Source organism: Acidovorax sp. SUPP950 (assembly GCF_030158935.1).
In the GTDB taxonomy this organism is placed as follows: Bacteria; Pseudomonadota; Gammaproteobacteria; order Burkholderiales; family Burkholderiaceae_C; genus Paracidovorax.
On record NZ_BQXE01000001.1, the window covers coordinates 1,889,214 to 1,908,869 of the forward strand.

A 19,656-nucleotide genomic window follows, 5' to 3' on the forward strand; every position below is an offset into this window, starting at 1 on the left:
GGCCGCCCGTTCGGCCCCTCGGGCGCCCATGGGACAATCCCGCCCATGCATGCATTGTTTGAAGAAGCCGGCAAATTTCTCGCCGGACGCATCCTTTCCGAGGCCGAAAGCTCCGCCCAGATCGAGCTCGACTCGGGCAAAAGGGTGAAGGTCAAGGCCGCCCACCTGCTGATCCGGTTCGAAAAACCCGCCCCGGCCGAGATGCTCGCCCAGGCGCAGGCCGTGGCCGCGTCGATCGAGCTCGACCTGGCCTGGGAATTCGCCCCCGAGGACGAATTCGGCTTCGCCGACCTGGCGCGGGACTATTTCTCCGAGAACGCCACCCTCGTCCAGCAGGCCGGCGCGCTGTTCGCGCTGTACGAGGCGCCGCACTACTTCCGCCGCGCGGGCAAGGGCCGCTTCAAGAAGGCGCCGGCCGAGATCCTGCAACAGGCGCTGGCCGCCATCGAGAAAAAGAAGCTCGTGCTGCAGCAGATCGCCGACTGGGCCGAGCAGCTCGGCCGGGGCGAATGCCCGCAGCCCATCCGCGAGCAGCTCTACAAGATCCTGTTCCGCCCCGACAAGAACGCGCCCGAGTACAAGGCCGTGGTGGAGGCCAGCCGCGCCACCCACCTGCCGCCGCTCGATCTGCTGCAGCGGGCCGGCGCCATCGACTCGGCCTACCAGTTCCACTGGAAGCGCTTCCTGTTCGACAACTTTCCCAAGGGCACCGGCTTTGCGGCGATCACCGCGCCGCAGCCGCCCGAGGACCTGCCGCTGGCGCCCGTGCAGGCGTATTCCATCGACGACTCCCAGACGACCGAGATCGACGACGCGCTGTCGGTGCAGGGCCTGGGTACGGGCACCGTGGTGCTGGGCATCCACATCGCGGCGCCGGGCCTGGCCATCGTGCCGGGCACGCCGCTCGACCAGCTGGGGCGCAACCGCCTGTCCACGGTGTACATGCCCGGCTACAAGATCACCATGCTGCCCGACGAGGTGGTGAAGATCTACACCCTGGACGAGGGCCGCGCCAACCCGGCCGTGTCGCTCTACGTGACCATCGACGAGGCCACGCTCGAAGTCACCGGCACCGAAACCAAGCTGGAACGCGTGCCCGTGGCGGCCAACCTGCGCCACGACCAGCTGGACCACATCGTCACCGAAGCCTGGCTGACCGACCCCACGGTGCAGGCCCCGGAAGCCCCCCAGCGCTTGCTGGAGCTGCGCGGGCAGCTATCGTTTCTGTACCGCCTGGCCCAAAGCCTCAAGGCCCAGCGCGAGGTGGTGCGCGGCAAGCCCGAGACCTTCAACCGGCCGGACTACAACTTCCGCCTCACCGGCAACGACGGCGCCGAGCCGCAGGGCCGCGAGACCGTCTCGATCACCACGCGCCGGCGCGGCGCCCCGCTGGACCTGATCGTGGCCGAGGCCGCCATCGTGGCCAACAGCACCTGGGGCGGCCTGCTGGCCGACCACGGCGTGCCCGGCATCTACCGCAGCCAGGCCAGCCTGGCGCCCGGCGTGAAGGTGCGCATGGGCACCAAGGCGCTGCCGCACGCGGGCATCGGCGTCAAGAGCTACGCCTGGGCGACCTCGCCGCTGCGCCGCTACGTGGACCTGGTGAACCAGTGGCAGATCATCGCGTGCGTGCGCCACGGCAAGACCGCCGCGCTGGCCGCGCCGTTCAAGCCCAAGGACGCGGACCTGTTCTCCGTCATCAGCAGCTTCGATGCGGCCTACAGCGCCTACAACGGCTACCAGGCCGGCATGGAGCGCTTCTGGACGTTGCAGTACCTGCAGCAAAACGAGATCACCGAGATCGAGGCCACCGTGTTCAAGGAAGGCCCCGGGGGGAGCTTCCTCGTGCGGGCCGACACGCTGCCGCTGGTGCTGCCCGTGCTGGGCGCGCAGAACCTGCCGCGCGGCGCGCGGGTGCGCGTCAAGCTCGGTGAGATCGACGAGATCACGCTCGACGTGAACGGCACCGTGCTGGAGCGCCTGGACAGCCCCGCCGACAGCGCCGAGGCCACGCCGCAGGGCGACGAGGCGGGCGAGGACGACGAAGAGGCCGTGGCCGGCCCCATCGCCATCGCGGTGGACGTGAACGAAACCGAGGCCGGCGCCAGCGCCAGCACGGATAATCGGGCGCCGTGAAACTGCCCGCCTTCTTCCAACGATTCAGCACGCTGCAGCTGGCGCTCGGCGTGTCCATCGCCGTGCATGCGGTGCTGCTGTCGGTGCGGTTCATCGACCCCGAGAGCTTCAACCGCGTCTTCCAGGACACGCCGCTGGAAGTGATCCTGGTCAACGCCAAGTCCAGCGAGCGGCCGGACAAGGCCCAGGCGATCGCGCAGTCGTCGCTGGCCGGAGGCGGCGAGGCCGCCAAGGGCCGCGCGACCAGCCCCCTGCCCTACTCGGCCCTCACGGCGGTGGGCGACGATTTCGAGGAGGCCCAGCGCAAGCTCGACGCCATGCAGGAGCAGCAAAGCCAGCTGCTGGCCCAGCTGCGCAAGCAGCTCGCCACCCTGCCGGTGCCCGACCCGCGCCAGCCCAGCCAGAGCGCCGACGCGCTGGCGCAGGAGGAAAAGCGCCGCCAGCTCATCAAGCTGCTGGCCGAGATCGAAAAGCGCATCAACGAAGAGAACGCCCGCCCCAAGAAGCGCTACATCAGCCCCGCCACGCGCGAGGAGGTCTACGCGATCTACTACGACGGGCTGCGCCGCAAGATCGAGGACAAGGGCACCGACAACTTTCCCGAACAGGGCGGCAAGAAACTCTACGGCGAGCTGACGATGATCGTGACCGTCAACCACGACGGCACGGTGCTGGAGACCGAGATCGTGCAGGGCTCGGGCAACCGCCTGCTCGACAACCGCGCCCAGGCCATCGCCCGCTCGGCCGGGCCGTTCGGCGTGTTCGGCCCCGCCATGCGGGCCAAGGCCGACCAGATCGCCGTGGTCTCGCGCTTCAAGTTCACGCGCGACCAGACCCTGGAAACCAGCGTGCGCTGACGCCGCGCCCCCCCTTCGCCGTACGTCCTGCGCCGTACTTTCCTTGCCGCTTTTCTTCCGCACGACACCCCGATGACTTCGCCCGTGGATTCCTACTGCGTGATGGGCAACCCGGTCGAGCACAGCCGCTCGCCCTGGATCCATGCGCGCTTCGCCGAACTCACCGGCGAGCGCCTGTCGTATGCCCGCCGGCTGGTGCCGCTGGACGGCTTCCCGCAGGCCCTGGCCGACTTCGCCGCGGCGGGCGGGCGCGGCTGCAACGTGACCGTGCCCTTCAAGCTCGACGCGGCGCGGCTGGCCGCCCAAGGCAGCGAGCGGGTGCGGCTGGCCGGTGCGGCCAACACCCTCACCTTCGGCGACGACGGCCGCATCGCCGCCGACAATACCGACGGCCTGGGCCTGGTGGCCGACATCGTGCGAAACGCCGGCGTGCCGCTGGCGGGCAGCGACGTGCTGCTGGTGGGCGCGGGCGGCGCGGCGGCCGGGGCGCTGGGACCGTTGCTGCACGAACGGCCGCGCCGCATCGTGGTGGTCAACCGCACCGCGGCCCGCGCCCAGGCGCTGGTGCAGGCGCATGCCGATCTGGCTTTGCTACAAAAAACAGAGCTAAACGCCCTAGAGGATCATGCGCTGGAGGCCGATTTCGATGTGATCGTCAACGCCACCGCCAGCAGCCTGGGCGGCGGCGGCATTCCGGTGCCAGCCCACGTGCTGCGGGCCGGCAGCCTGGCCTACGACATGATGTATGGCCCCGCCGCGCAGGGGTTCCTGGACTGGGCCGCCCGCCACGGCGCGGTGCCGCGCGACGGGCTGGGCATGCTGGTGGAGCAGGCGGCCGAGGCGTTCGCCCTGTGGCGCGGCGTGCGCCCGCCCGCGGCCCAGGTGCTGGCCGAGCTGCGCACCACCATGGCCGCCGGCCACTGACCCGCCCTCTGGGGAGAGACCACGGCATGAAAGGCTTGCTGCGTTGGATCGGGCTGGTGCTGCTGGCCTTCGTGGCGCTGCAGGTGTTCTTCGTCGGCCGCATCGCGGCCATGGTGGCGATCGACCCCGAATCCACCGCCTTCCAGCGCTCGGAGGCCTGGGGCCAGGCCGCCCACGGCACGCTGCAATGGCGCCAGCAGTGGGTGCCCTACGGCCAGATCGCCGACACCCTCAAGCGCGCGGTGATCGCCTCGGAGGACGACGGCTTCGTCAACCACGACGGCGTGGACTGGAACGCGATCGAAAAGGCCTGGGAGCGCAACGCCCGCGCCGAGGCCCAGGCCGCCAAGCGCCAGGAGCTGCAGCCCGACCGGCCGGTGCGCAACCCCAAGATCCGCGGCGGCTCCACCATCACCCAGCAGCTGGCCAAGAACCTGCTGCTGTCGGGCGAACGAACGCTGCTGCGCAAGGGGCAGGAGTTCGTGCTCACGCTGGCGCTGGAGCAGTTGCTGAGCAAGCAGCGCATCCTGGAGATCTACCTCAACAGCGTGGAATGGGGCGATGGCGTGTTCGGGGCCGAGGCCGCCGCGCAGCACTACTTTCGCAAGAGCGCCTCGAAGCTCAGCGCGGCCGAGGCCGCCCGGCTGGCGGTGATGCTGCCGCAGCCCAAGCGCTTCGAGAAGGCGCCGGGCTCGGCCTACCTCTCCGGCCGCACGCGCGTGATTCTGGGACGCATGGGCTCGGCGGAACTTCCCTGAGACGGCCTTGGGATGGCCTTGGGATGGCCTTGAGGGTGAGCGCGGCGCGCCGTCCCCTCATGCCCCAAGGCAGCCGGGTCAGACGTGCGGGCCGTTCAGCGCCTCGCCCAGCTGGCCGGGCATGATGGCCGCCTCTTCCCCGATGCGGTCCGCCGTGGCCTGCACCAGGGGCAGGAAACGCTTGAGCATGCGCTCGTCCATCTGGCTGGCGAACGTCGAATACACCAGCGTACCGCGCAACACCCCGCCGCCGAACACCGGCACCGCGAAGGCCGTGCTCTCGGCATTGCTGCGCGCGTGGCGGATGGCGTAGCCCTGGCGCCGCGTCTGCTGCACGATCTTGCGCATCGCCCACAGGTCGGTGATCTTCTGGCTTTCGTCGCCATTCAGGTTGGCCGACTCCACCAGGATGCGGCGCTCCGCCCGGCTGCAGAACGACAGGTAGGTGCGGCCCAGCGCGGACGGGATCAGCTCGTAGCGGCGCCCCAGGCTGGAGGGCCGGATCGCGTACGGGCTGTAGGGCATGGTGCAGAACACCACGCGGATCTGGTGCCCTTCGATCACCCCCAGGGACAGCGGCCACTTGATCTGGCGCGTGGTGGCGATCATCAGCGGCGCCGCCACTTCGGCCAGGCGCAGCTTTTCGTTGATGCCGCTGCTCAGGTTACCCACGGCGAGCGTGAGCTGGTATTGCCCATAGGCGTGCGGATCGCTGCGCACGTATTTCTCGGACTCCAGCGTGCTCAGCAGGCGGTGCAGGGTCGATTTGGCCAGGCCGGTGCGCTGATGCAACTCCTGCAGGCTCCAGGTGGATCGCTCGTTCATCACGCGAAGGATGAGCAGCGCTCGCTGCACGGAACGGACTTCGGTACTCATGTTTCTCTCTCGGTCTCGGGTTGGGCAGTATGGCGCACGCCATACACCCCGCGCAATATGTAGTACCAGGGGGTCAGGCGGCGATGGATTCCAGCGCGCCCGCCATGGCCTGCCGTGCCGCGGCGCGAAGCAGCGCCTGGTCGGAGCCCACGACGAAGAATGCGATGCCCAGCGCCCGCAGGCCGGCCACCTGCGCGGCATCGGACACGAAGCACCCCACGGCGCATTGCGTGGCGCGCCCGGCGGCGCACACCCGGGCGATGGCCTCGGCCACGCGCGGATCGCCCGGGCCGTCGGCCCCCAGGGACACGGCCAGGTCGGCCGGCCCGACGAACAGGCAGTCCACGCCCGGCACAGCGGCGATCTCCCGCGCCTGTGCCACGGCCTCGCCGCTTTCGATCTGCACGATCACCGCGGTGTGCGCGTCGCTCAGCCGCAGGTGGTCGGCCATGCTCCGCTGGCCGTAGCCGCCGGCGCGCGGCGAGGCCGAATAGCCCCGGGTGCCGCCGTAGCGCGCCGCACGCACGACTTCGAGCGCGATGGCGGCGGAGTCCACGTGCGGCACCATCACCCCGGCCGCGCCCATGTCCAGCGCCTGCTGGATGGCCGCGCCGCGCGGATAGGGCACGCGCACCAGCACCGGCAGGGCGCACGCGCGCGCCGCGAGCAGGCTGCGGTCCAGGCTCTCCGGCCCGAAGGGCGCATGCTCGGCATCGAGCACCAGGGTGTCCAGGCCCGTGGCGGCGAGCACCTCCACCGTCTGGTGCGAGGTGGTCTTCACGAACGTGGCGAACAGAAAATCGCCCGCCACCAGCCGCTCGCGCAGGGACGGGGCCTCATCGGCGGCGCCGGGGCGGGCCGCCGTCATGCCAGGTATTCCGGGCGCGCGGGGGTGAAGACGTCGAGATTGAGCACCGGCTCGTCCCCCACCACCACGCCGTGGTGCATGGCGTTGGGGGGCACCACCAGCAGGCTTCCCGGGCCCAGGCGCACCACCTGGCCCTCCACGTAGAAGTCGATCTGGCCCGCCAGGATGTACACCACCTGCTCATGGGGATGGGAATGCGGACGTGGCTCGTGGCCCGGCAGCAGCCGGTGCAGCGCGAGCGTGACGTGCTCGCTGCCGAATGCCTTGCGTTCGATGCCGTGGCGCACGGGCTTCCATTCCATTGCATTCCAATCGACGCTGTTCAGCGCCATGGGCAGGGGGTGTGGGGCGTTCATTCGGAGGAAATTCCCAGCGACTTGATGGTGGAAGACCACAGCCGGTAGTCAGCCTGCAGGATCTCGCGCAATTGAACCGGGTCCACGGGCGCCCGCACCATGCCCAGGCCCTTGAGCCGCTCGGCGACCTCGGGCAGGCCGGTCACCCGGTTGATCTCGTGGTTGATGAGGGCGCGGCGCGCCACGTCCAGCCCCTTGGGCGCGAACACGCCGTACCAGTTGGTGACCTCGAAGCCCTTGAGCGTCTCGGCCGCGCTGGGCACGTCGGGCAGCAGGTCGGAGCGGGTCTTTTCGGTGACGGCGATCAGGCGCACCTTGCCGGCCTGCGCATGCGGCAGCAGCAGCGAGGCGCCGCCTGCGAACATCTGGCATTCGCCCTGCAGCAGTGCGGCGACGGCCGGGCCGCCGCCCTTGTAGGGCACGTGCACGATGTCCAGTTGCGCCGTCTTGGCCAGCAGCGCGAGCGTGAGGTGGTTGTGGGTGCCGATGCCGCCCGAGGCGTAGTTGAGCTTGCCCGGGTTGGCGCGGATGTAGGCCAGCAGTTCGGGGAAGGTGCGCGCCGGCACGCTGGGCGAGACGGCGATGACGTTGATCGCGTAGGCCAGCATGGCCACGGTGTCGAAATCGTTCATCGGATCGAACGCCAACTGCTTGTACAGGCTGCCATTCATGGCATGCGTGGACATGGCGCCGATCTCGAGGGTGTAGCCGTCGGCCGGGGACCGGGCCACCAGCGCGGCGCCCAGGTTGCCGCCCGCGCCGGCCATGTTCTCCACCACCATCGGCTGGCCGCTGGCGGGGAACAGGTGCTTGGACAGCAGCCGCCCGAGGATGTCGGTCGAGCCGCCCGGCGCGAACGGCACGATCAGGCGCACGGGGTGGGTGGGAAAGTCGGCGCCGGCCTGCGCCCTCGCCAGCATGGGCAAGGCGCCCGAGGCACCCAGAACCAGGGCCTGGCGGCGTGTGGTCGAAACGTTCATGGAGAAACTCCCTGCTTTTTTAGCGGAATCGCCGCGGTGAAGCGGTACGGACAGTCTAGAAGTGGCCTCGCGAAAGGAAAGCGCGAACTTGGAAAATTCCACTTCGCAGAACGGATCTTCCCGGTGCGCGGCCGGCCCGTGGCAGGGGGCTCGCTGGCCCACGGTGCAGGCCGGCGCGGGCCCCCTGCCACGCCCCCGTATCATCGCCGCCATGCTTTCCAAGTTGATGAGCCTTTTCCTACTCGGACTGGTGCGATTTCTCACCGGTTCCCAGGCCCGCTGGTACGGCTGCCCGCCCAAGGCCGAGCAACGCATCTATTTCGCCAACCACCAGAGCCACGCCGACCTGGTGATGATCTGGGCCGCGCTGCCCCAGGAGCTGCGCAGCATCACCCGCCCCATCGCCGCCAAGGACTACTGGACCAAGACGCCCTTTCGGCACTGGATCACCTCGGCGGTGTTCAACGCCGTGTACGTGGACCGCCAGTCGGGCACGCCTGCCGCGGTGCCATCGGCGGCGCCGGGCGCCGAAACGGCCGCCCTGGACCCTGCCCCGCCGGCCCCGGCGGACGGCCCAACCGCCCTGAACGCAGTCGACATTCCGCAGAGCGGATCGATGATGGAGACCCCGGCCCCGGCGCCCCATGAAGCCGCCGCCGAATCCGCGCCGCCGACACCCGAGGCCCTGCGCGCCGCGCTCGCGCCCGACGACCCGCTGGCCCCGCTGGTGCAGGCGCTGTCCAGCGGCGATTCGATCGTGATCTTTCCCGAGGGCACGCGCGGCCACGGCGATGAGCCCCAGCCCTTCAAGTCGGGCCTGTACAAGCTGGCGCTGATGTTCCCGCAGGCGGTGCTGGTGCCGGCCTGGATCCACAACGTGCAGCGCGTCATGCCCAAGGGCGAAGTGGTACCCGTGCCCATCCTGTGCTCGGTGACCTTCGGCGCCCCGATCCAGGTCGAGCCCGGCGAGGAGCGCCGCCCGTTCCTGGACCGCGCGCGCCGCGCCGTCATCGCGCTGCGGGAGGTCTGACATGAACGACTTCCTTCGCAACCTCACCACCACGCAGCAGATCGGCGCGCTCTTCGTCGCGATGTTCGGCCTGCTCTCGCTGGTCACCCTCTACGCTTTCTTCCAGACGCTGCGCGAGGCGCGCGGCACCGGCGTGCAGGACCAGGCCGAGCACGAGGCGCACCAGCAGGAATGGCGGCGCTTCTGGAGCCTGCTCAAGACCTCGTGGTTCATGGCCACCGTGTTCTGGGTGGGCTGGGCCCTGGGCGATACCGTGGCCACGGTGCTCTTCGCCATCGTGGCGTTCTTCGCGCTGCGCGAGTTCATCACCCTCTCGCCCACGCGCCGGGGCGACCACCGCAGCCTGGTGCTGGCCTTCTTCGTGGTGCTGCCGCTGCAGTTCATCCTCGTGGGCACGCGCAAGTTCGACCTGTTCACGGTGTTCATCCCGGTGTACGTCTTTCTCGCGCTGCCGGTGGCCAGCGCGCTCGCCAACGACCCCGAGCGCTTCCTGGAGCGCAACGCCAAGCTGCAGTGGGGGATCATGGTGTGCGTGTACGGCATGAGCCATGTGCCCGCGCTGCTGCTGCTCGACTTCCCGGGCTACGAGGGCAAGGGCGCCTTCCTGGTGTTCTTCCTGGTCGTGGTGGTGCAGGCCGGCGTGATCGCCCAGCACCTGCTGGGCCGCCGGTTCCCCCACAAGCCGGTGGCGCCGCAGGTGAGCCAGAGCTTTCAGTGGCTGAGCTGGGCCAGTGGCGTGGCGGTGGGCGGCGTGGCCGGGGTCATGCTGTCGTTCATCACGCCATTCAAGCCGGGGCAGGCGCTGGGCATGGCCCTGCTGGCGTGCCTGGCGGGCAGCCTGGGCCACCTGGTGATGAAGGCGCTCAAGCGCGACCGTGGCATCACCAGCTGGGGCATGCAGGGCCAGTCGGTCACGGGCGCGGGCGGGCTGCTGGACCGGGTGGACGCGCTGTGCTTTGCGGCGCCGGTGTTCTTCCACTCCGTGCGCTGGTACTTCGGCCTGTAGGCGAAATCGGCCCCATGCCCTAGAACTTATTGCCCTTGATGCTATGAATAAGTGAGCGCATGCGAATCCTGGGAATCGACCCCGGCCTGCAGACCACCGGCTTCGGCGTGGTGGATGTGGACGGCCACGCGCTGAGCTACGTCGCGAGCGGGACGATCCGCACCACGGCGCTCGCGCTGGGCAACCTGCCGGGCCGGCTCAAGGTGCTGTTCGACGGCATCACCGAGGTGGTGGCGCGCTACCAGCCCGACGTGGCCACGGTGGAAATCGTCTTCGTGAACGTGAACCCCCAGTCCACCCTGCTGCTGGGCCAGGCGCGGGGCGCCTGCATCACCGCCCTGGTGGCCAGCGACCTGCCGGTGGCCGAGTACACCGCGCTGCAGATGAAGAAGGCCGTGGTCGGCCACGGCCGGGCCGCCAAGACCCAGGTGCAGGAGATGGTGCGGCGGCTGCTGCACCTGCCGGGCCTGCCCGGCTCCGACGCGGCCGATGCGCTGGGCATGGCCATCACCCACGCGCATGCGGGGGCGGCCATGGCGCGCCTGGGCGAGGCCGCCACGCTCAACCGGCGCCAGCACGCCATGTACAAGGGCGGCCGCAGCTACTGACCGGCGGGGTGCGCGGGCGTCGTCCCCTGTTGCCGGCCGGCGGCCTACTGGAAGACGATCTGCGCGATCACCCCGGTGCCGATGGCGATGAGCAGGTAGTCCGGCCCGTTCTGCACCCAGTGGTATCCGCGCGGCGGGGGCGCCAGGTGGTGGTGGCGCCAGTTGTTCACCACGTAATGGTGCGAGCGGTACATGGGCGGCACGCGGCTGCCGCGGTACCAGTTGTGCTGCGGGCCGACGCCGCGCTGCCCGTGCATCTGCGGATGGCCGGGGTGCACCATCGGCGGTCCGGGCCGGTACGCCGGGCCGCCGTGGTAGGCCTGCGGCGGCGGGCCCGGGTGGCGATAGGCCGGTGGGCCACGGCGGTCGTCGTGCCGGCGGTCGCCATGGCGTCCGTCGTCGCGGCCCCGGTCGTCATGCCGGCCGCCGTGGCGCTGGCCATGGCGCTGCTCGTGCCGATCGTCGCGCGGCTGGGCTTCGGCGCCCAGCGATGCGGCGCCCAGAAGGACGGCCACGCACGCGGCGGCCAAGCCCTGCAGGCGGCGGGAGGTGGGAGCGGTCGAAGCGGTGAAGAAGGTTCCCACGGCGGCGGCGCGGCCGGGGAAGGCATGCAGGGTCGAAGCGTCTCGCGACATTTCCAGCCTTTCGAAAAGGTTGAACATGCCCGCATGGTGCCGCAATTTGCCGGGGCCCGGTCCCGGGACGGCCCTGCTTTACCGGAGGTTTTCCCGCGGTTGCCACAGGTTTGCACGCGCTGCACACCGGCAACGAAATGCATCAGCGGGGGCCAGGCGCGGGATAGGCATGGGTGGGCAGCGCAGGGAGCCCCACCCTGCACCGCCCCCGTCGACGAGGCTCAGTGCAGCTGCAACGCCTTGGCTTGCTGCGCCACCGCGGGCGACGGCACGCCGGCAGGGGAACGCGCGGCGACCCGGCCCGCAGGGGCTTCGGCGGCATCGCTCAGCTTGAACTGGCTCACGGCCTGGGTGAGCTGGTTGGCCTGGTCGCGCAAGGATTCCGATGCGGCGGTGGATTGCTCCACCAGCGCGGCGTTCTGCTGCGTCATCTGGTCGAGCTGGCTCACCGACTGGCTGATCTGCCCGATGTTGTCGCTTTGCTCGGACGACGCGGCGGTGATCTCGGAAATGATGTCCGACACCCGGCGCACGCTGCCCACGATCTCGTTCATGGTCGCCCCGGCCTCGCTCACCAGGCGCGAGCCGTCTTCCACGCGGTCCACCGACGAGCCGATGAGGCCCTTGATCTCCTTGGCCGCCTCGGCGCTGCGCTGCGCCAGGCTGCGCACCTCGCTGGCCACCACGGCGAAGCCGCGGCCCTGCTCGCCGGCGCGGGCGGCTTCCACGGCGGCGTTCAGCGCCAGGATGTTGGTCTGGAAGGCGATGGAATCGATCACGCCGGTGATATCGGCGATCTTGCGCGAGCTGTCGGTGATCTGCCCCATGGTGCTGACCACCTGCGACACCACGGCGCCGCCGCGCGCGGCCACCTCGGCCGCGGTGGTGGCGAATTCGCTCGCCTGGCGCGCGGACTGCGCGCTCTGCTGCACGGTGCTGGTGAGCAGCTCCATGGACGACGCGGTTTCTTCCAGGTTGGCCGCCGTCTGCTCGGTGCGCTGGCTCAGGTCGTGGTTGCCCGAGGCGATCTCGGTGCTGGCCGTGGAGATGCTGCCCGACGCTTCCTGCACCTGGCGCACCAGTCCGCGCAGCGAATCCTGCATGCGGCCCATGGCGGTCACCAACTGGCCCACCTCGTCCTGCTGCGTGGCATGCACCTCGTGCGACAGATCGCCGCTGGCGATGCGCTCGGCCAGATCGCGCGCCTGGGCCAGCGATTGCGTGATGGAGCGCACGCTGAAGAAGGTCAACGGAATGAGCACCGCCAGCCCCAGCAGGAGCCCGCCGCCGATCGCGGCCGACATGAAGGCCGTGCGCGCCTCCACGCCCTGGCGCGCCTCCTCCATCTGCTGGCGCGCGGTGGTGGCCAGGCTGGCGAACAGCTGGTCGGTGGCCTCCATGTGCTGCTTGAGGCGGTCGGCATAGGCGCCGCCCCCAGCCCCGTCGATCTGCGCGCGCTCGATCTGCTCGAAGATGGGCGAGATGCCGGCTTCGTACTGCTTGATCTCGGCGAGCGACTTGTCGATGCCCTCGACGAAGGCGGCATCCCCCGCCTGGGCCTGCCGCACGTCGGCCAAGCTCTTTCGCAGCGCGGCGAGCGTCTTGCCCCAGCTGTCGCGCAGGGCCGACACTTCGACCGAGTTGTTGAAGTTGATGATGATGTCCTTCTCGGCCCGGCGCAGATTCCCCAGTGTGGTGCGCAGTTCGGCCATGTCGGTCAGGGTCTGCACGCGCTGCGAAAACAGCACCTGCAACGTGTCCCGCGTACGGTCCAGGGCGAGATAGCCCATGGCACCGATGACGACGAGGAGCACCAAGGAAAAGATCGTCCCGAAATACAGGCGGGTGCGAATCGACAGGCGGCCCAGAGCGTTCATGGCTCTCCTCTACAAAATGTTACTTGAGCGTTAGCAATAACCACGCCACCAAAAAAACACGGCCTCGTGGGCCGCATCGGCGATCACTATATGCGGCGCCCTGCCAATAGCCGACGGGGTATTCACCGAGGGGCCAACACGCGGCGCCATGCCCTCACACCGCGCAGTGGAAAACAAATTGTCACAAATAGAGGGCAAAGTCACTGCCATCGCGACCGCGCCGGCCCGCGCCTTCCGGCCCCGCCATGGCGCCCGCCACACCTTCGGACTCCACATGGCACACCCCTTCACTGCATCTCCCGCGTCCCACGCATCCCCTGCCCCCACTGCCGTCCGGCCGGGCACCGGCTCACTGAGCCAGCGCCTGCTGACTGTCTTTCTCGCCGTCCTGGCGCTGAGCCTAGTGGGCTCGGCCATCGGCATCTGGTCGCTGCACCACATCGGCCGCGCCACGGACGCCATGGTGCAGCGCAGCGTCGCGACCGAGCGCCTGGTGGCCGATGCGTACCGGCTGCAGGCCATCAACGCCGAGCGCTACAAGGCCGTGGCACTGAGTTCCGAACCCGAGGTGGGCGAGATCCTCGGCGCCGACATCGCGCGCACCCAGCAGCAGTACGACGCGCTGGTCGCCCAACTGGCCCGGCGGCTCGAAGGCACCGATGACATGCAGCAGGTGGCGCAGGTGCGCACCATGGGCGCCACCTTCCTGGCCGCGCGAACGGAGCTGGTGGCCGCGCGCGATTCGGGCCTCACCGAGCGCATCCGCAAGGTCTACGGTGAACGCTTCCTGCCCTCGGCCACGGCGCTGCTCCAGGCGCTCGAAGCGCTCTCGCAGTCGCAGCGGCAGGACATCGACGAAGCGGCGGCGCAGGTCGCGCGCCTGAGCGGCATGGCGCGCTGGGCGCTGGTGGCCTTCGGCGCGCTGTCGCTGGCCCTGGGCACCCTGCTGGCGCTGTGGCTGGTGCGCAGCATCACCCGCCCGATCGCCATCGCCAGCGCCACGGCGGACCGCGTGGCCGGGCTGGACCTGCGCCAGGACATCGCCGGCCACGAACGCGACGAAACCGGCCGCATGCTCACCTCGCTGTCGGTGATGCAGGGCGCGCTGCGCAGCCTGGTGCACCGCGTGCAGACCCTGGGGCAGAGCATCAGCGCCGCCTCGACCGACATCGCGGGCGGCAACGCCGACCTGTCCAACCGCACCGAGGAGGCCGCCGCGCGGCTGCAGGAAACCGCGGCCTCGCTGGAGCAGGTCACCCGCCGCGTGGCGGATGCGGCGGCGTCCGCCGAGCGCACGGAAGCCCTGGCCTCGCAGGCCGCCAGTGTGGCGCAGGAAGGCAGCGGCGTGGTCACGCAGGTCGTGGACACCATGGACCGCATCGCCACCGGCTCGCGCCGCATCGCCGACATCACCGGCGTGATCGACTCCATCGCCTTCCAGACAAACATCCTGGCACTGAACGCCGCCGTGGAGGCCGCACGCGCCGGCGACCAGGGCCGGGGATTCGCCGTGGTGGCGTCCGAAGTGCGCAGCCTGGCCAACCGCTCGGCCGAGGCCGCCAAGGAGATCAAGGCGCTGATCGCCGAGTCCGTGCAGCAGGTGGCCTCGGGCGCCAGCCTGGCCGGGCACGCCGGCCGCACGATGGAGCGCGTGGTCTCCACCATCCAGCACACGGCGCAGACCATGGGCGAGATCCGCAGCCACACCCGGTCGCAGAACCAGGACATCGCGGCCATCCACGCCGCCATGTCGCGGCTGGACGAGATGACGCAGCAGAACGCGGCGCTGGTGGAGCAATCCGCCGCCGCGGCGGAAAGCCTGCGCGGGCAGGCGCACGACCTGTCGTCGGTGATCAGCCGCTTCGCGTTGCCGCATTCCTCGGCGGCCAGCGAATCGGCGGAACGCCTCTCCGCGCCCGTGCCGGCGCCTTTGCCCGCAACGGTCCCTGCAGTGCGGGCCCTGCGCCTGGGCCACGCCTGAGGTCCGCCAGGGCACGCCGCCGCCTTGCCAGGCGGCGCGCCCTGCGCCCATGAAGGGCGATCAGCCCACCGGCTGGATCGGCACGTACAGCTCGCCGCCCGTGCCGCGGAACTCCACCGCCTTTTCCTGCAGGCCCTTGGCGGCGAACTCACGCACCTCCTGCGTGATCTTCATCGAGCAGAACTTGGGGCCGCACATCGAGCAGAAGTGGGCGACCTTGGCGCTGTCTTTCGGCAGCGTTTCGTCGTGGTATTCCTGGGCCGTCTCGGGGTCGAGGCCCAGGTTGAACTGGTCCTGCCAGCGGAAATCGAAACGCGCCTGGGAGAGCGCGTCGTCGCGCGCGCGGGCGCCGGGGTGGCCCTTGGCCACGTCGGCGGCGTGCGCAGCGATCTTGTAGGCAATGATGCCCTGCTTGACGTCGTCGCGGTCGGGCAGGCCCAGGTGCTCCTTGGGCGTCACGTAGCACAGCATGGCCGTGCCCATCCAGCCGATCATGGCCGCGCCGATGGCGCTGGCGATGTGGTCGTAGCCCGGGGCGATGTCGATGGTCAGCGGGCCCAGCGTGTAGAACGGCGCTTCGTGGCAGGTCTTGAGCTGCTCGGTCATGTTGGCCTGGATCATGTGCATGGGCACGTGGCCGGGGCCTTCGATCATGGTCTGCACATCGTGCTTCCAGGCGGTCTGGGTGAGTTCGCCCAGCGTGTGCAGTTCGGCGAACTGCGCCTCGTCGTTGGCATCGGACGCGCAGCCGGGCCGCAGGCCATCGCCCAGGCTGAACGACACGTCGTACGCCTTCATGATGTCGCAGATGTCCTCGAAGTGCTCGTACAGGAAGCTCTCCTTGTGGTGCGCCATGCACCACTTGGCCATGATGGAGCCGCCGCGCGAGACGATGCCGGTGCGGCGCTGGGCCGTGAGGTGGATGTAGGCCAGCCGCACGCCCGCGTGGATGGTGAAGTAGTCCACGCCCTGCTCGGCCTGCTCGATGAGCGTGTCGCGGAAGATGGCCCAGGTCAGGTCTTCGGCCACGCCGCCGACCTTCTCCAGCGCCTGGTAGATGGGCACCGTGCCGATCGGCACCGGCGAGTTGCGCACGATCCAGTCCCGCGTGGTGTGGATGGCCTTGCCGGTGGACAGGTCCATCACGTTGTCGGCGCCCCAGCGGATGGCCCACACCAGCTTTTCCACTTCTTCCTCGATGCTGGAGGTGACGGCCGAGTTGCCGATGTTGGCGTTGATCTTGACCTTGAAGTTGCGCCCGATCGCCATCGGCTCCACCTCGGGGTGGTTGATGTTGGCGGGAATGATCGCGCGACCGCGGGCCACTTCATCGCGCACGAACTCGGGTGTGATGATCTTCGGGATGCTCGCGCCCATGGGGTTGCCCATCAGGCGCTGCTCGCGGCCCGCATCCTGCATGTACTGCGCCATCCATTCGCGGCGGCCGTTCTCGCGGATGGCCACGTATTCCATCTCGGGCGTGACGATGCCGCGGCGCGCGTAGTGCATCTGCGTCACGTTGGCCCCACTCTTGGCGCGCAGCGGCTGGCGCTGCAGCGCGGCGGCCTCGGCCCGCAGCTGGGCCAGGCGGGCGGCGTCCTCGCTCTTTTGGCCATCGTCCAGCGCCACAGGCGGGCGGCCCTCGTAGTGCTCCACGTCGCCGCGCGCCGTGATCCAGCCGCCGCGCACGCTGGCCAGGCCCTGGCGCACGTCGATCACGGCCTCGGGGTCGGTGTAGGGGCCGGAGGTGTCGTACACGCTGACCTGCTCGCCGTTGGTGAGCGCGATGTCGCGCACCGGCACGCGCAGGTCCGCGTGCGTGTGGCCGGGCAGGTAGGCCTTTCGCGATGCGGGAAAGGGCGCGCGGGTGAGCGCGAGCAGTTCGGCGAATTTTTCGCGGGCGAGGGGTTCGGGTGCGTTCATGGGGCAGGTCTCCTGTTTCCGGGGGCGGTGGGGCTGCTCCGGAAATGGACCTGTGCCTGGAACGCAGGCGCATGGCGCCTGGTGAAGCGGTGCGTGCCACGCGGGTGCGGGCACGGTCACGGGAGGTCGGCTCTTCTTCCGCCGGTATGAACCGGATCAAGTTCGTCGGGTTCGCAAGCCAGCCTGACATTCGTCAGGCCGCCCGCATCTCAGCGCATCAGCACACCCCGGAGCAGGCGCCAGTATAGGCCAGCCCCCGCGCCCGCCGCCATCCCTCCGTGTCGGTCAGGCGATGCGCCCCAGGATGAGCACGGCGAAGAACACGAAGCCGGCGATCACCGTCCACTTCAGGATGATGAGCCCCCAGCGCTTGTAGCGCGCCTGCCCCGTGCCCACGTAGAACGCGAACGACACCGCTGCCATGAGCAGCAGCAGGGTGGCGATCCAGCGAAAGATCAGCATGCCGCGCGGCCCCGGCGTCGCCCTACCACGCGGCCACCGGCTGCGCGAAGCCGGCGGGCGCCTGGCGCTCGTTGTCGAACGTGGCGATTTCCCAGGCATCCTCCTGCGCGAGCAGTTCGCGCAGCAGCAGGTTGTTCATCGCGTGGCCCGAGCGGAACGCGCTGTAGGCCGCCAGCAGTGGCTTGCCGACGAGGTACAGGTCGCCGATGGCATCGAGGATCTTGTGCTTCACGAACTCGTCGTCGTAGCGCAGGCCGTCGCTGTTGAGCACCTTGTAGTCGTCCATGACGATGGCGTTGTCCAGCCCGCCGCCCAGCGCCAGGCCGCTGGCACGCATCATCTCCACGTCCTTGGTGAAGCCGAAGGTGCGCGCGCGCGCGATGTCGCGGGTGTAGTTGCCGGAGCCGAGGTCGAACTCCACGCTCTGTCCGGTGGAATCGACCGCCGGGTGGGCGAAGTCGATCTCGAAGCGCAGCTTGTAGCCGTGGTACGGGTCGAGCCGTGCCCACTTCGTGCTCGGGCCCGTGCCCTCGCGCACCTCGACCGGGCGCGTCACGCGGATGAAGCGCTTGGGCGCCTTCTGCAGCTCCACGCCGGCGCTCTGCAGCAGGAACACGAACGAGGCGGAGGAGCCGTCGAGGATGGGCACCTCTTCGGCCGTGATGTCGATGTACAGGTTGTCCAGCCCCAAGCCCGCGCAGGCCGACATCAGGTGCTCGACCGTGTGCACCTTCGCACCGCCCACGCCGATGGTGGAGGCCATGCGCGTGTCCACCACGGCCATGGCGGTGATGGGAATGTCCACCGGCTCGGGCAGGTCCACCCGGCGGAACACGATGCCCGTGTCGGGCTGGGCGGGGCGCAGCGTCAATTCGACCCGCTGGCCGCTGTGCAGGCCCACGCCGACGGCGCGGGTCAGGGTCTTGATCGTGCGTTGCTGGAGCATCGGTCGATTTTAGAGGGGGAGGCCCCATCATGGGGCATCGCTGCCGCTATGGGCGCAATAGGCCCACGCGCGCAAGAAAAAACCGCCAGCCCCTTGCGGAACATGGCGGTGTTGTGAACAAGAAAGGCCCGCAGGGCCTTGCCCGTCAGTCGGCCTGCTTGCGCAGGAACGCGGGGATTTCCAGGTCGTCCATGCCGCCCGAGGACAGCGCGTCCACGCGGGCGGCCGCCTGCGTGCGGTTGGTGCGCCACACGCTGGGCACCGACATGTTGCCGTAGTCTGCCTGCGCGGTGCCGCCACCGACCAGGCCCGCGCCCAGCGTTGCGCCGGCCATGGGCATCTGGTAGGCCACGTTGTCCGTACCGGTGCGCAGGCCGCCCTGTACCACCGAGATGGGCTGGCGGCGTGCGTTCTGGCGCGACAGGCCGGTGGCCACCACGGTCACGCGGATCTCTTCGCCCAGGCTGTCGTCGTAGGCGGCGCCGTAGATCACGTGCGCGTCCGGCGAGGCGTAGGCGTTGATGGTGCTCATGGCCAGGCGCGACTCGGACAGCTTCAGGCTGCCCTTGGCGGCGGTCACCAGCACCAGCACGCCCTTGGCGCCCGACAGGTCGATGCCTTCCAGCAGCGGGCAGGCCACGGCCTGCTCGGCGGCGATGCGGGCGCGGTCGGGGCCGGCGGCCGTGGCCGTACCCATCATGGCCTTGCCGGGCTCGCCCATCACGGTGCGCACGTCTTCGAAGTCGACGTTGACGTGGCCGTATTCGTTGATGATTTCAGCGATGCCGCCCACGGCGTTCTTGAGCACGTCGTTGGCATGCGCGAAGGCCTCGTCCTGGGTGATGTCGTCGCCCAGCACTTCCAGCAGCTTCTCGTTGAGCACGACGATCAGCGAATCGACGTTGGCTTCCAGCTCGGCCAGGCCGTTGTCGGCATTGGCCATGCGGCGGCCGCCTTCCCAGTCGAAGGGCTTGGTGACCACGCCCACGGTGAGGATGCCCATCTCCTTGGCCACGCGCGCGATCACGGGGGCCGCGCCGGTGCCCGTGCCGCCGCCCATGCCGGCGGTGATGAACAGCATGTGCGCGCCGGTGATGGCGCTGCGGATGTCTTCCACGGCCGCTTCGGCGGCATCGCGGCCCTTGTCGGGCTTGCTGCCCGCGCCCAGGCCGCTGCCGCCCAGCTGGATGGTGCGGTGCGCGGGGCTGCGCGTGAGGGCCTGCGCGTCGGTGTTGGCGCAGACGAACTCCACGCCCTGCACATTGCGCGCGATCATGTGGGCGACGGCATTGCCGCCGCCGCCGCCGACACCGATCACCTTGATCTGGGTGCCCTGATTGAATTCTTCGGCTTCGATCATTTCGATGGTCATGGTGGGTGCTCCTAGTCTTTCACGTGAATTGCATGGGGCCAAAACGGCTGGATGGTTGGAA

Annotated in this window: 18 protein-coding genes and 1 riboswitch; of the genes, 8 read left to right on the plus strand and 10 right to left on the minus strand. The window is 69.6% G+C overall.

Annotated features, from left to right (window positions below; genetic code table 11):
• Nucleotides 1-45: 45 nt before the first annotated feature.
• The 4 genes from AVME950_RS08710 (at nt 46) to mtgA (ending at nt 4,675) form a co-directional block, all read left to right on the plus strand.
• Nucleotides 46-2,136 carry a ribonuclease catalytic domain-containing protein gene (locus AVME950_RS08710; RefSeq protein ID WP_284429463.1) on the plus strand — a complete coding sequence of 697 codons (2,091 nt, stop codon included), beginning with the start codon at nt 46-48 and terminating at the stop codon, nt 2,134-2,136.
• Nucleotides 2,133-2,993 carry an energy transducer TonB gene (locus AVME950_RS08715; protein WP_272567239.1) on the plus strand — a complete coding sequence of 287 codons (861 nt, stop codon included), beginning with the start codon at nt 2,133-2,135 and terminating at the stop codon, nt 2,991-2,993. Before AVME950_RS08710 ends, AVME950_RS08715 begins: the two co-directional genes overlap by 4 nt.
• Before the next feature lie 72 nt (nt 2,994-3,065).
• Complete coding sequence (aroE, locus tag AVME950_RS08720; protein ID WP_284429464.1) at nt 3,066-3,917, plus strand: shikimate dehydrogenase; 852 nt, start codon at nt 3,066-3,068, stop codon at nt 3,915-3,917.
• A 26-nt stretch (nt 3,918-3,943) separates the two neighbouring features.
• Nucleotides 3,944-4,675, plus strand: coding sequence for a monofunctional biosynthetic peptidoglycan transglycosylase (mtgA, locus tag AVME950_RS08725; protein WP_284429465.1), 732 nt, complete (start codon nt 3,944-3,946; stop codon nt 4,673-4,675).
• Nucleotides 4,676-4,753: 78 nt separating this feature from the next.
• Here mtgA and AVME950_RS08730 read toward each other — a convergent pair whose 3' ends face one another.
• From AVME950_RS08730 to AVME950_RS08745, 4 genes are all read right to left on the minus strand, one after another.
• Nucleotides 4,754-5,551, minus strand: a complete 798-nt coding sequence (locus AVME950_RS08730; protein WP_272567234.1) for an IclR family transcriptional regulator domain-containing protein — start codon at nt 5,549-5,551, stop codon at nt 4,754-4,756.
• A 73-nt stretch (nt 5,552-5,624) separates the two neighbouring features.
• Nucleotides 5,625-6,419, minus strand: coding sequence for an HpcH/HpaI aldolase family protein (locus AVME950_RS08735; protein WP_284429466.1), 795 nt, complete (start codon nt 6,417-6,419; stop codon nt 5,625-5,627).
• A complete protein-coding gene (locus tag AVME950_RS08740; protein ID WP_284429467.1) occupies nt 6,416-6,775 on the minus strand; it encodes a cupin domain-containing protein in 360 nt (119 codons plus the stop codon). Before AVME950_RS08740 ends, AVME950_RS08735 begins: the two co-directional genes overlap by 4 nt.
• Entirely contained in the window at nt 6,772-7,755 is a 984-nt protein-coding gene (locus AVME950_RS08745) for a Bug family tripartite tricarboxylate transporter substrate binding protein (protein WP_272567231.1), read from the minus strand. Before AVME950_RS08745 ends, AVME950_RS08740 begins: the two co-directional genes overlap by 4 nt.
• A 211-nt stretch (nt 7,756-7,966) precedes the next feature.
• Here AVME950_RS08745 and AVME950_RS08750 point away from each other — a divergent pair, with 211 nt between their 5' ends.
• Genes AVME950_RS08750 through ruvC form a run of 3 tightly spaced genes read left to right on the plus strand, consistent with a single transcriptional unit; the run spans nt 7,967 to nt 10,399 of the window.
• Entirely contained in the window at nt 7,967-8,785 is an 819-nt protein-coding gene (locus tag AVME950_RS08750; RefSeq protein WP_284429468.1) for a lysophospholipid acyltransferase family protein, read from the plus strand.
• 1 nt (nt 8,786) lies between these two features.
• Nucleotides 8,787-9,791, plus strand: coding sequence for a phosphatidate cytidylyltransferase (locus AVME950_RS08755; protein ID WP_272567229.1), 1,005 nt, complete (start codon nt 8,787-8,789; stop codon nt 9,789-9,791).
• A 59-nt stretch (nt 9,792-9,850) separates the two neighbouring features.
• Nucleotides 9,851-10,399, plus strand: coding sequence for a crossover junction endodeoxyribonuclease RuvC (gene ruvC, locus AVME950_RS08760; protein WP_272567228.1), 549 nt, complete (start codon nt 9,851-9,853; stop codon nt 10,397-10,399).
• 44 nt (nt 10,400-10,443) lie between these two features.
• Here the strand turns inward: ruvC and AVME950_RS08765 are convergent, their stop codons facing one another.
• Nucleotides 10,444-11,034 (minus strand): RcnB family protein, encoded by a 591-nt coding sequence (locus tag AVME950_RS08765; protein ID WP_317356105.1) that lies wholly within the window; start codon nt 11,032-11,034, stop codon nt 10,444-10,446.
• A gap of 221 nt (nt 11,035-11,255) precedes the next feature.
• Nucleotides 11,256-12,911 (minus strand): methyl-accepting chemotaxis protein, encoded by a 1,656-nt coding sequence (locus AVME950_RS08770; RefSeq protein ID WP_284405279.1) that lies wholly within the window; start codon nt 12,909-12,911, stop codon nt 11,256-11,258.
• 274 nt (nt 12,912-13,185) lie between these two features.
• On the opposite strand from AVME950_RS08770, the gene AVME950_RS08775 reads away from it, so the two are divergent.
• On the plus strand, nt 13,186-14,892 hold the full coding sequence (locus AVME950_RS08775; RefSeq protein WP_284429469.1) for a methyl-accepting chemotaxis protein: 1,707 nt from the start codon (nt 13,186-13,188) through the stop codon (nt 14,890-14,892).
• A 60-nt stretch (nt 14,893-14,952) separates the two neighbouring features.
• Here AVME950_RS08775 and thiC read toward each other — a convergent pair whose 3' ends face one another.
• The 4 genes from thiC to ftsZ form a co-directional block, all read right to left on the minus strand.
• Complete coding sequence (thiC, locus tag AVME950_RS08780; protein ID WP_272567223.1) at nt 14,953-16,815, minus strand: phosphomethylpyrimidine synthase ThiC; 1,863 nt, start codon at nt 16,813-16,815, stop codon at nt 14,953-14,955.
• Between the two features lie 116 nt (nt 16,816-16,931).
• Nucleotides 16,932-17,055, minus strand: a riboswitch (TPP riboswitch).
• Nucleotides 17,056-17,100: 45 nt separating this feature from the next.
• Nucleotides 17,101-17,277, minus strand: coding sequence for a hypothetical protein (locus tag AVME950_RS08785; RefSeq protein ID WP_272567221.1), 177 nt, complete (start codon nt 17,275-17,277; stop codon nt 17,101-17,103).
• A gap of 22 nt (nt 17,278-17,299) precedes the next feature.
• The gene (gene lpxC, locus AVME950_RS08790; protein WP_272567220.1) at nt 17,300-18,223 is read right to left on the minus strand and encodes a UDP-3-O-acyl-N-acetylglucosamine deacetylase; all 924 of its coding nucleotides are present in this window, start codon (nt 18,221-18,223) and stop codon (nt 17,300-17,302) included.
• Between the two features lie 145 nt (nt 18,224-18,368).
• The gene (gene ftsZ, locus AVME950_RS08795; protein WP_272549194.1) at nt 18,369-19,595 is read right to left on the minus strand and encodes a cell division protein FtsZ; all 1,227 of its coding nucleotides are present in this window, start codon (nt 19,593-19,595) and stop codon (nt 18,369-18,371) included.
• Between the last annotated feature and the right edge of the window lie 61 nt (nt 19,596-19,656).

Coding starts and splice junctions, on each gene's coding strand:
- AVME950_RS08745 (WP_272567231.1), bottom strand. CDS start 7,755: ATGAACGTTTCGACCACACGCCGCCAGGCCCTGGTTCTGGGTGCCTCG.
- lpxC (WP_272567220.1), bottom strand. CDS start 18,223: ATGCTCCAGCAACGCACGATCAAGACCCTGACCCGCGCCGTCGGCGTG.
- AVME950_RS08770 (WP_284405279.1), bottom strand. CDS start 12,911: ATGAACGCTCTGGGCCGCCTGTCGATTCGCACCCGCCTGTATTTCGGG.
- AVME950_RS08765 (WP_317356105.1), bottom strand. CDS start 11,034: ATGTCGCGAGACGCTTCGACCCTGCATGCCTTCCCCGGCCGCGCCGCC.
- AVME950_RS08710 (WP_284429463.1), top strand. CDS start 46: ATGCATGCATTGTTTGAAGAAGCCGGCAAATTTCTCGCCGGACGCATC.
- AVME950_RS08730 (WP_272567234.1), bottom strand. CDS start 5,551: ATGAGTACCGAAGTCCGTTCCGTGCAGCGAGCGCTGCTCATCCTTCGC.
- AVME950_RS08775 (WP_284429469.1), top strand. CDS start 13,186: ATGGCACACCCCTTCACTGCATCTCCCGCGTCCCACGCATCCCCTGCC.
- mtgA (WP_284429465.1), top strand. CDS start 3,944: ATGAAAGGCTTGCTGCGTTGGATCGGGCTGGTGCTGCTGGCCTTCGTG.
- AVME950_RS08750 (WP_284429468.1), top strand. CDS start 7,967: ATGCTTTCCAAGTTGATGAGCCTTTTCCTACTCGGACTGGTGCGATTT.
- AVME950_RS08740 (WP_284429467.1), bottom strand. CDS start 6,775: ATGAACGCCCCACACCCCCTGCCCATGGCGCTGAACAGCGTCGATTGG.
- AVME950_RS08755 (WP_272567229.1), top strand. CDS start 8,787: ATGAACGACTTCCTTCGCAACCTCACCACCACGCAGCAGATCGGCGCG.
- AVME950_RS08785 (WP_272567221.1), bottom strand. CDS start 17,277: ATGCTGATCTTTCGCTGGATCGCCACCCTGCTGCTGCTCATGGCAGCG.
- aroE (WP_284429464.1), top strand. CDS start 3,066: ATGACTTCGCCCGTGGATTCCTACTGCGTGATGGGCAACCCGGTCGAG.
- ruvC (WP_272567228.1), top strand. CDS start 9,851: ATGCGAATCCTGGGAATCGACCCCGGCCTGCAGACCACCGGCTTCGGC.
- thiC (WP_272567223.1), bottom strand. CDS start 16,815: ATGAACGCACCCGAACCCCTCGCCCGCGAAAAATTCGCCGAACTGCTC.
- AVME950_RS08735 (WP_284429466.1), bottom strand. CDS start 6,419: ATGACGGCGGCCCGCCCCGGCGCCGCCGATGAGGCCCCGTCCCTGCGC.
- ftsZ (WP_272549194.1), bottom strand. CDS start 19,595: ATGACCATCGAAATGATCGAAGCCGAAGAATTCAATCAGGGCACCCAG.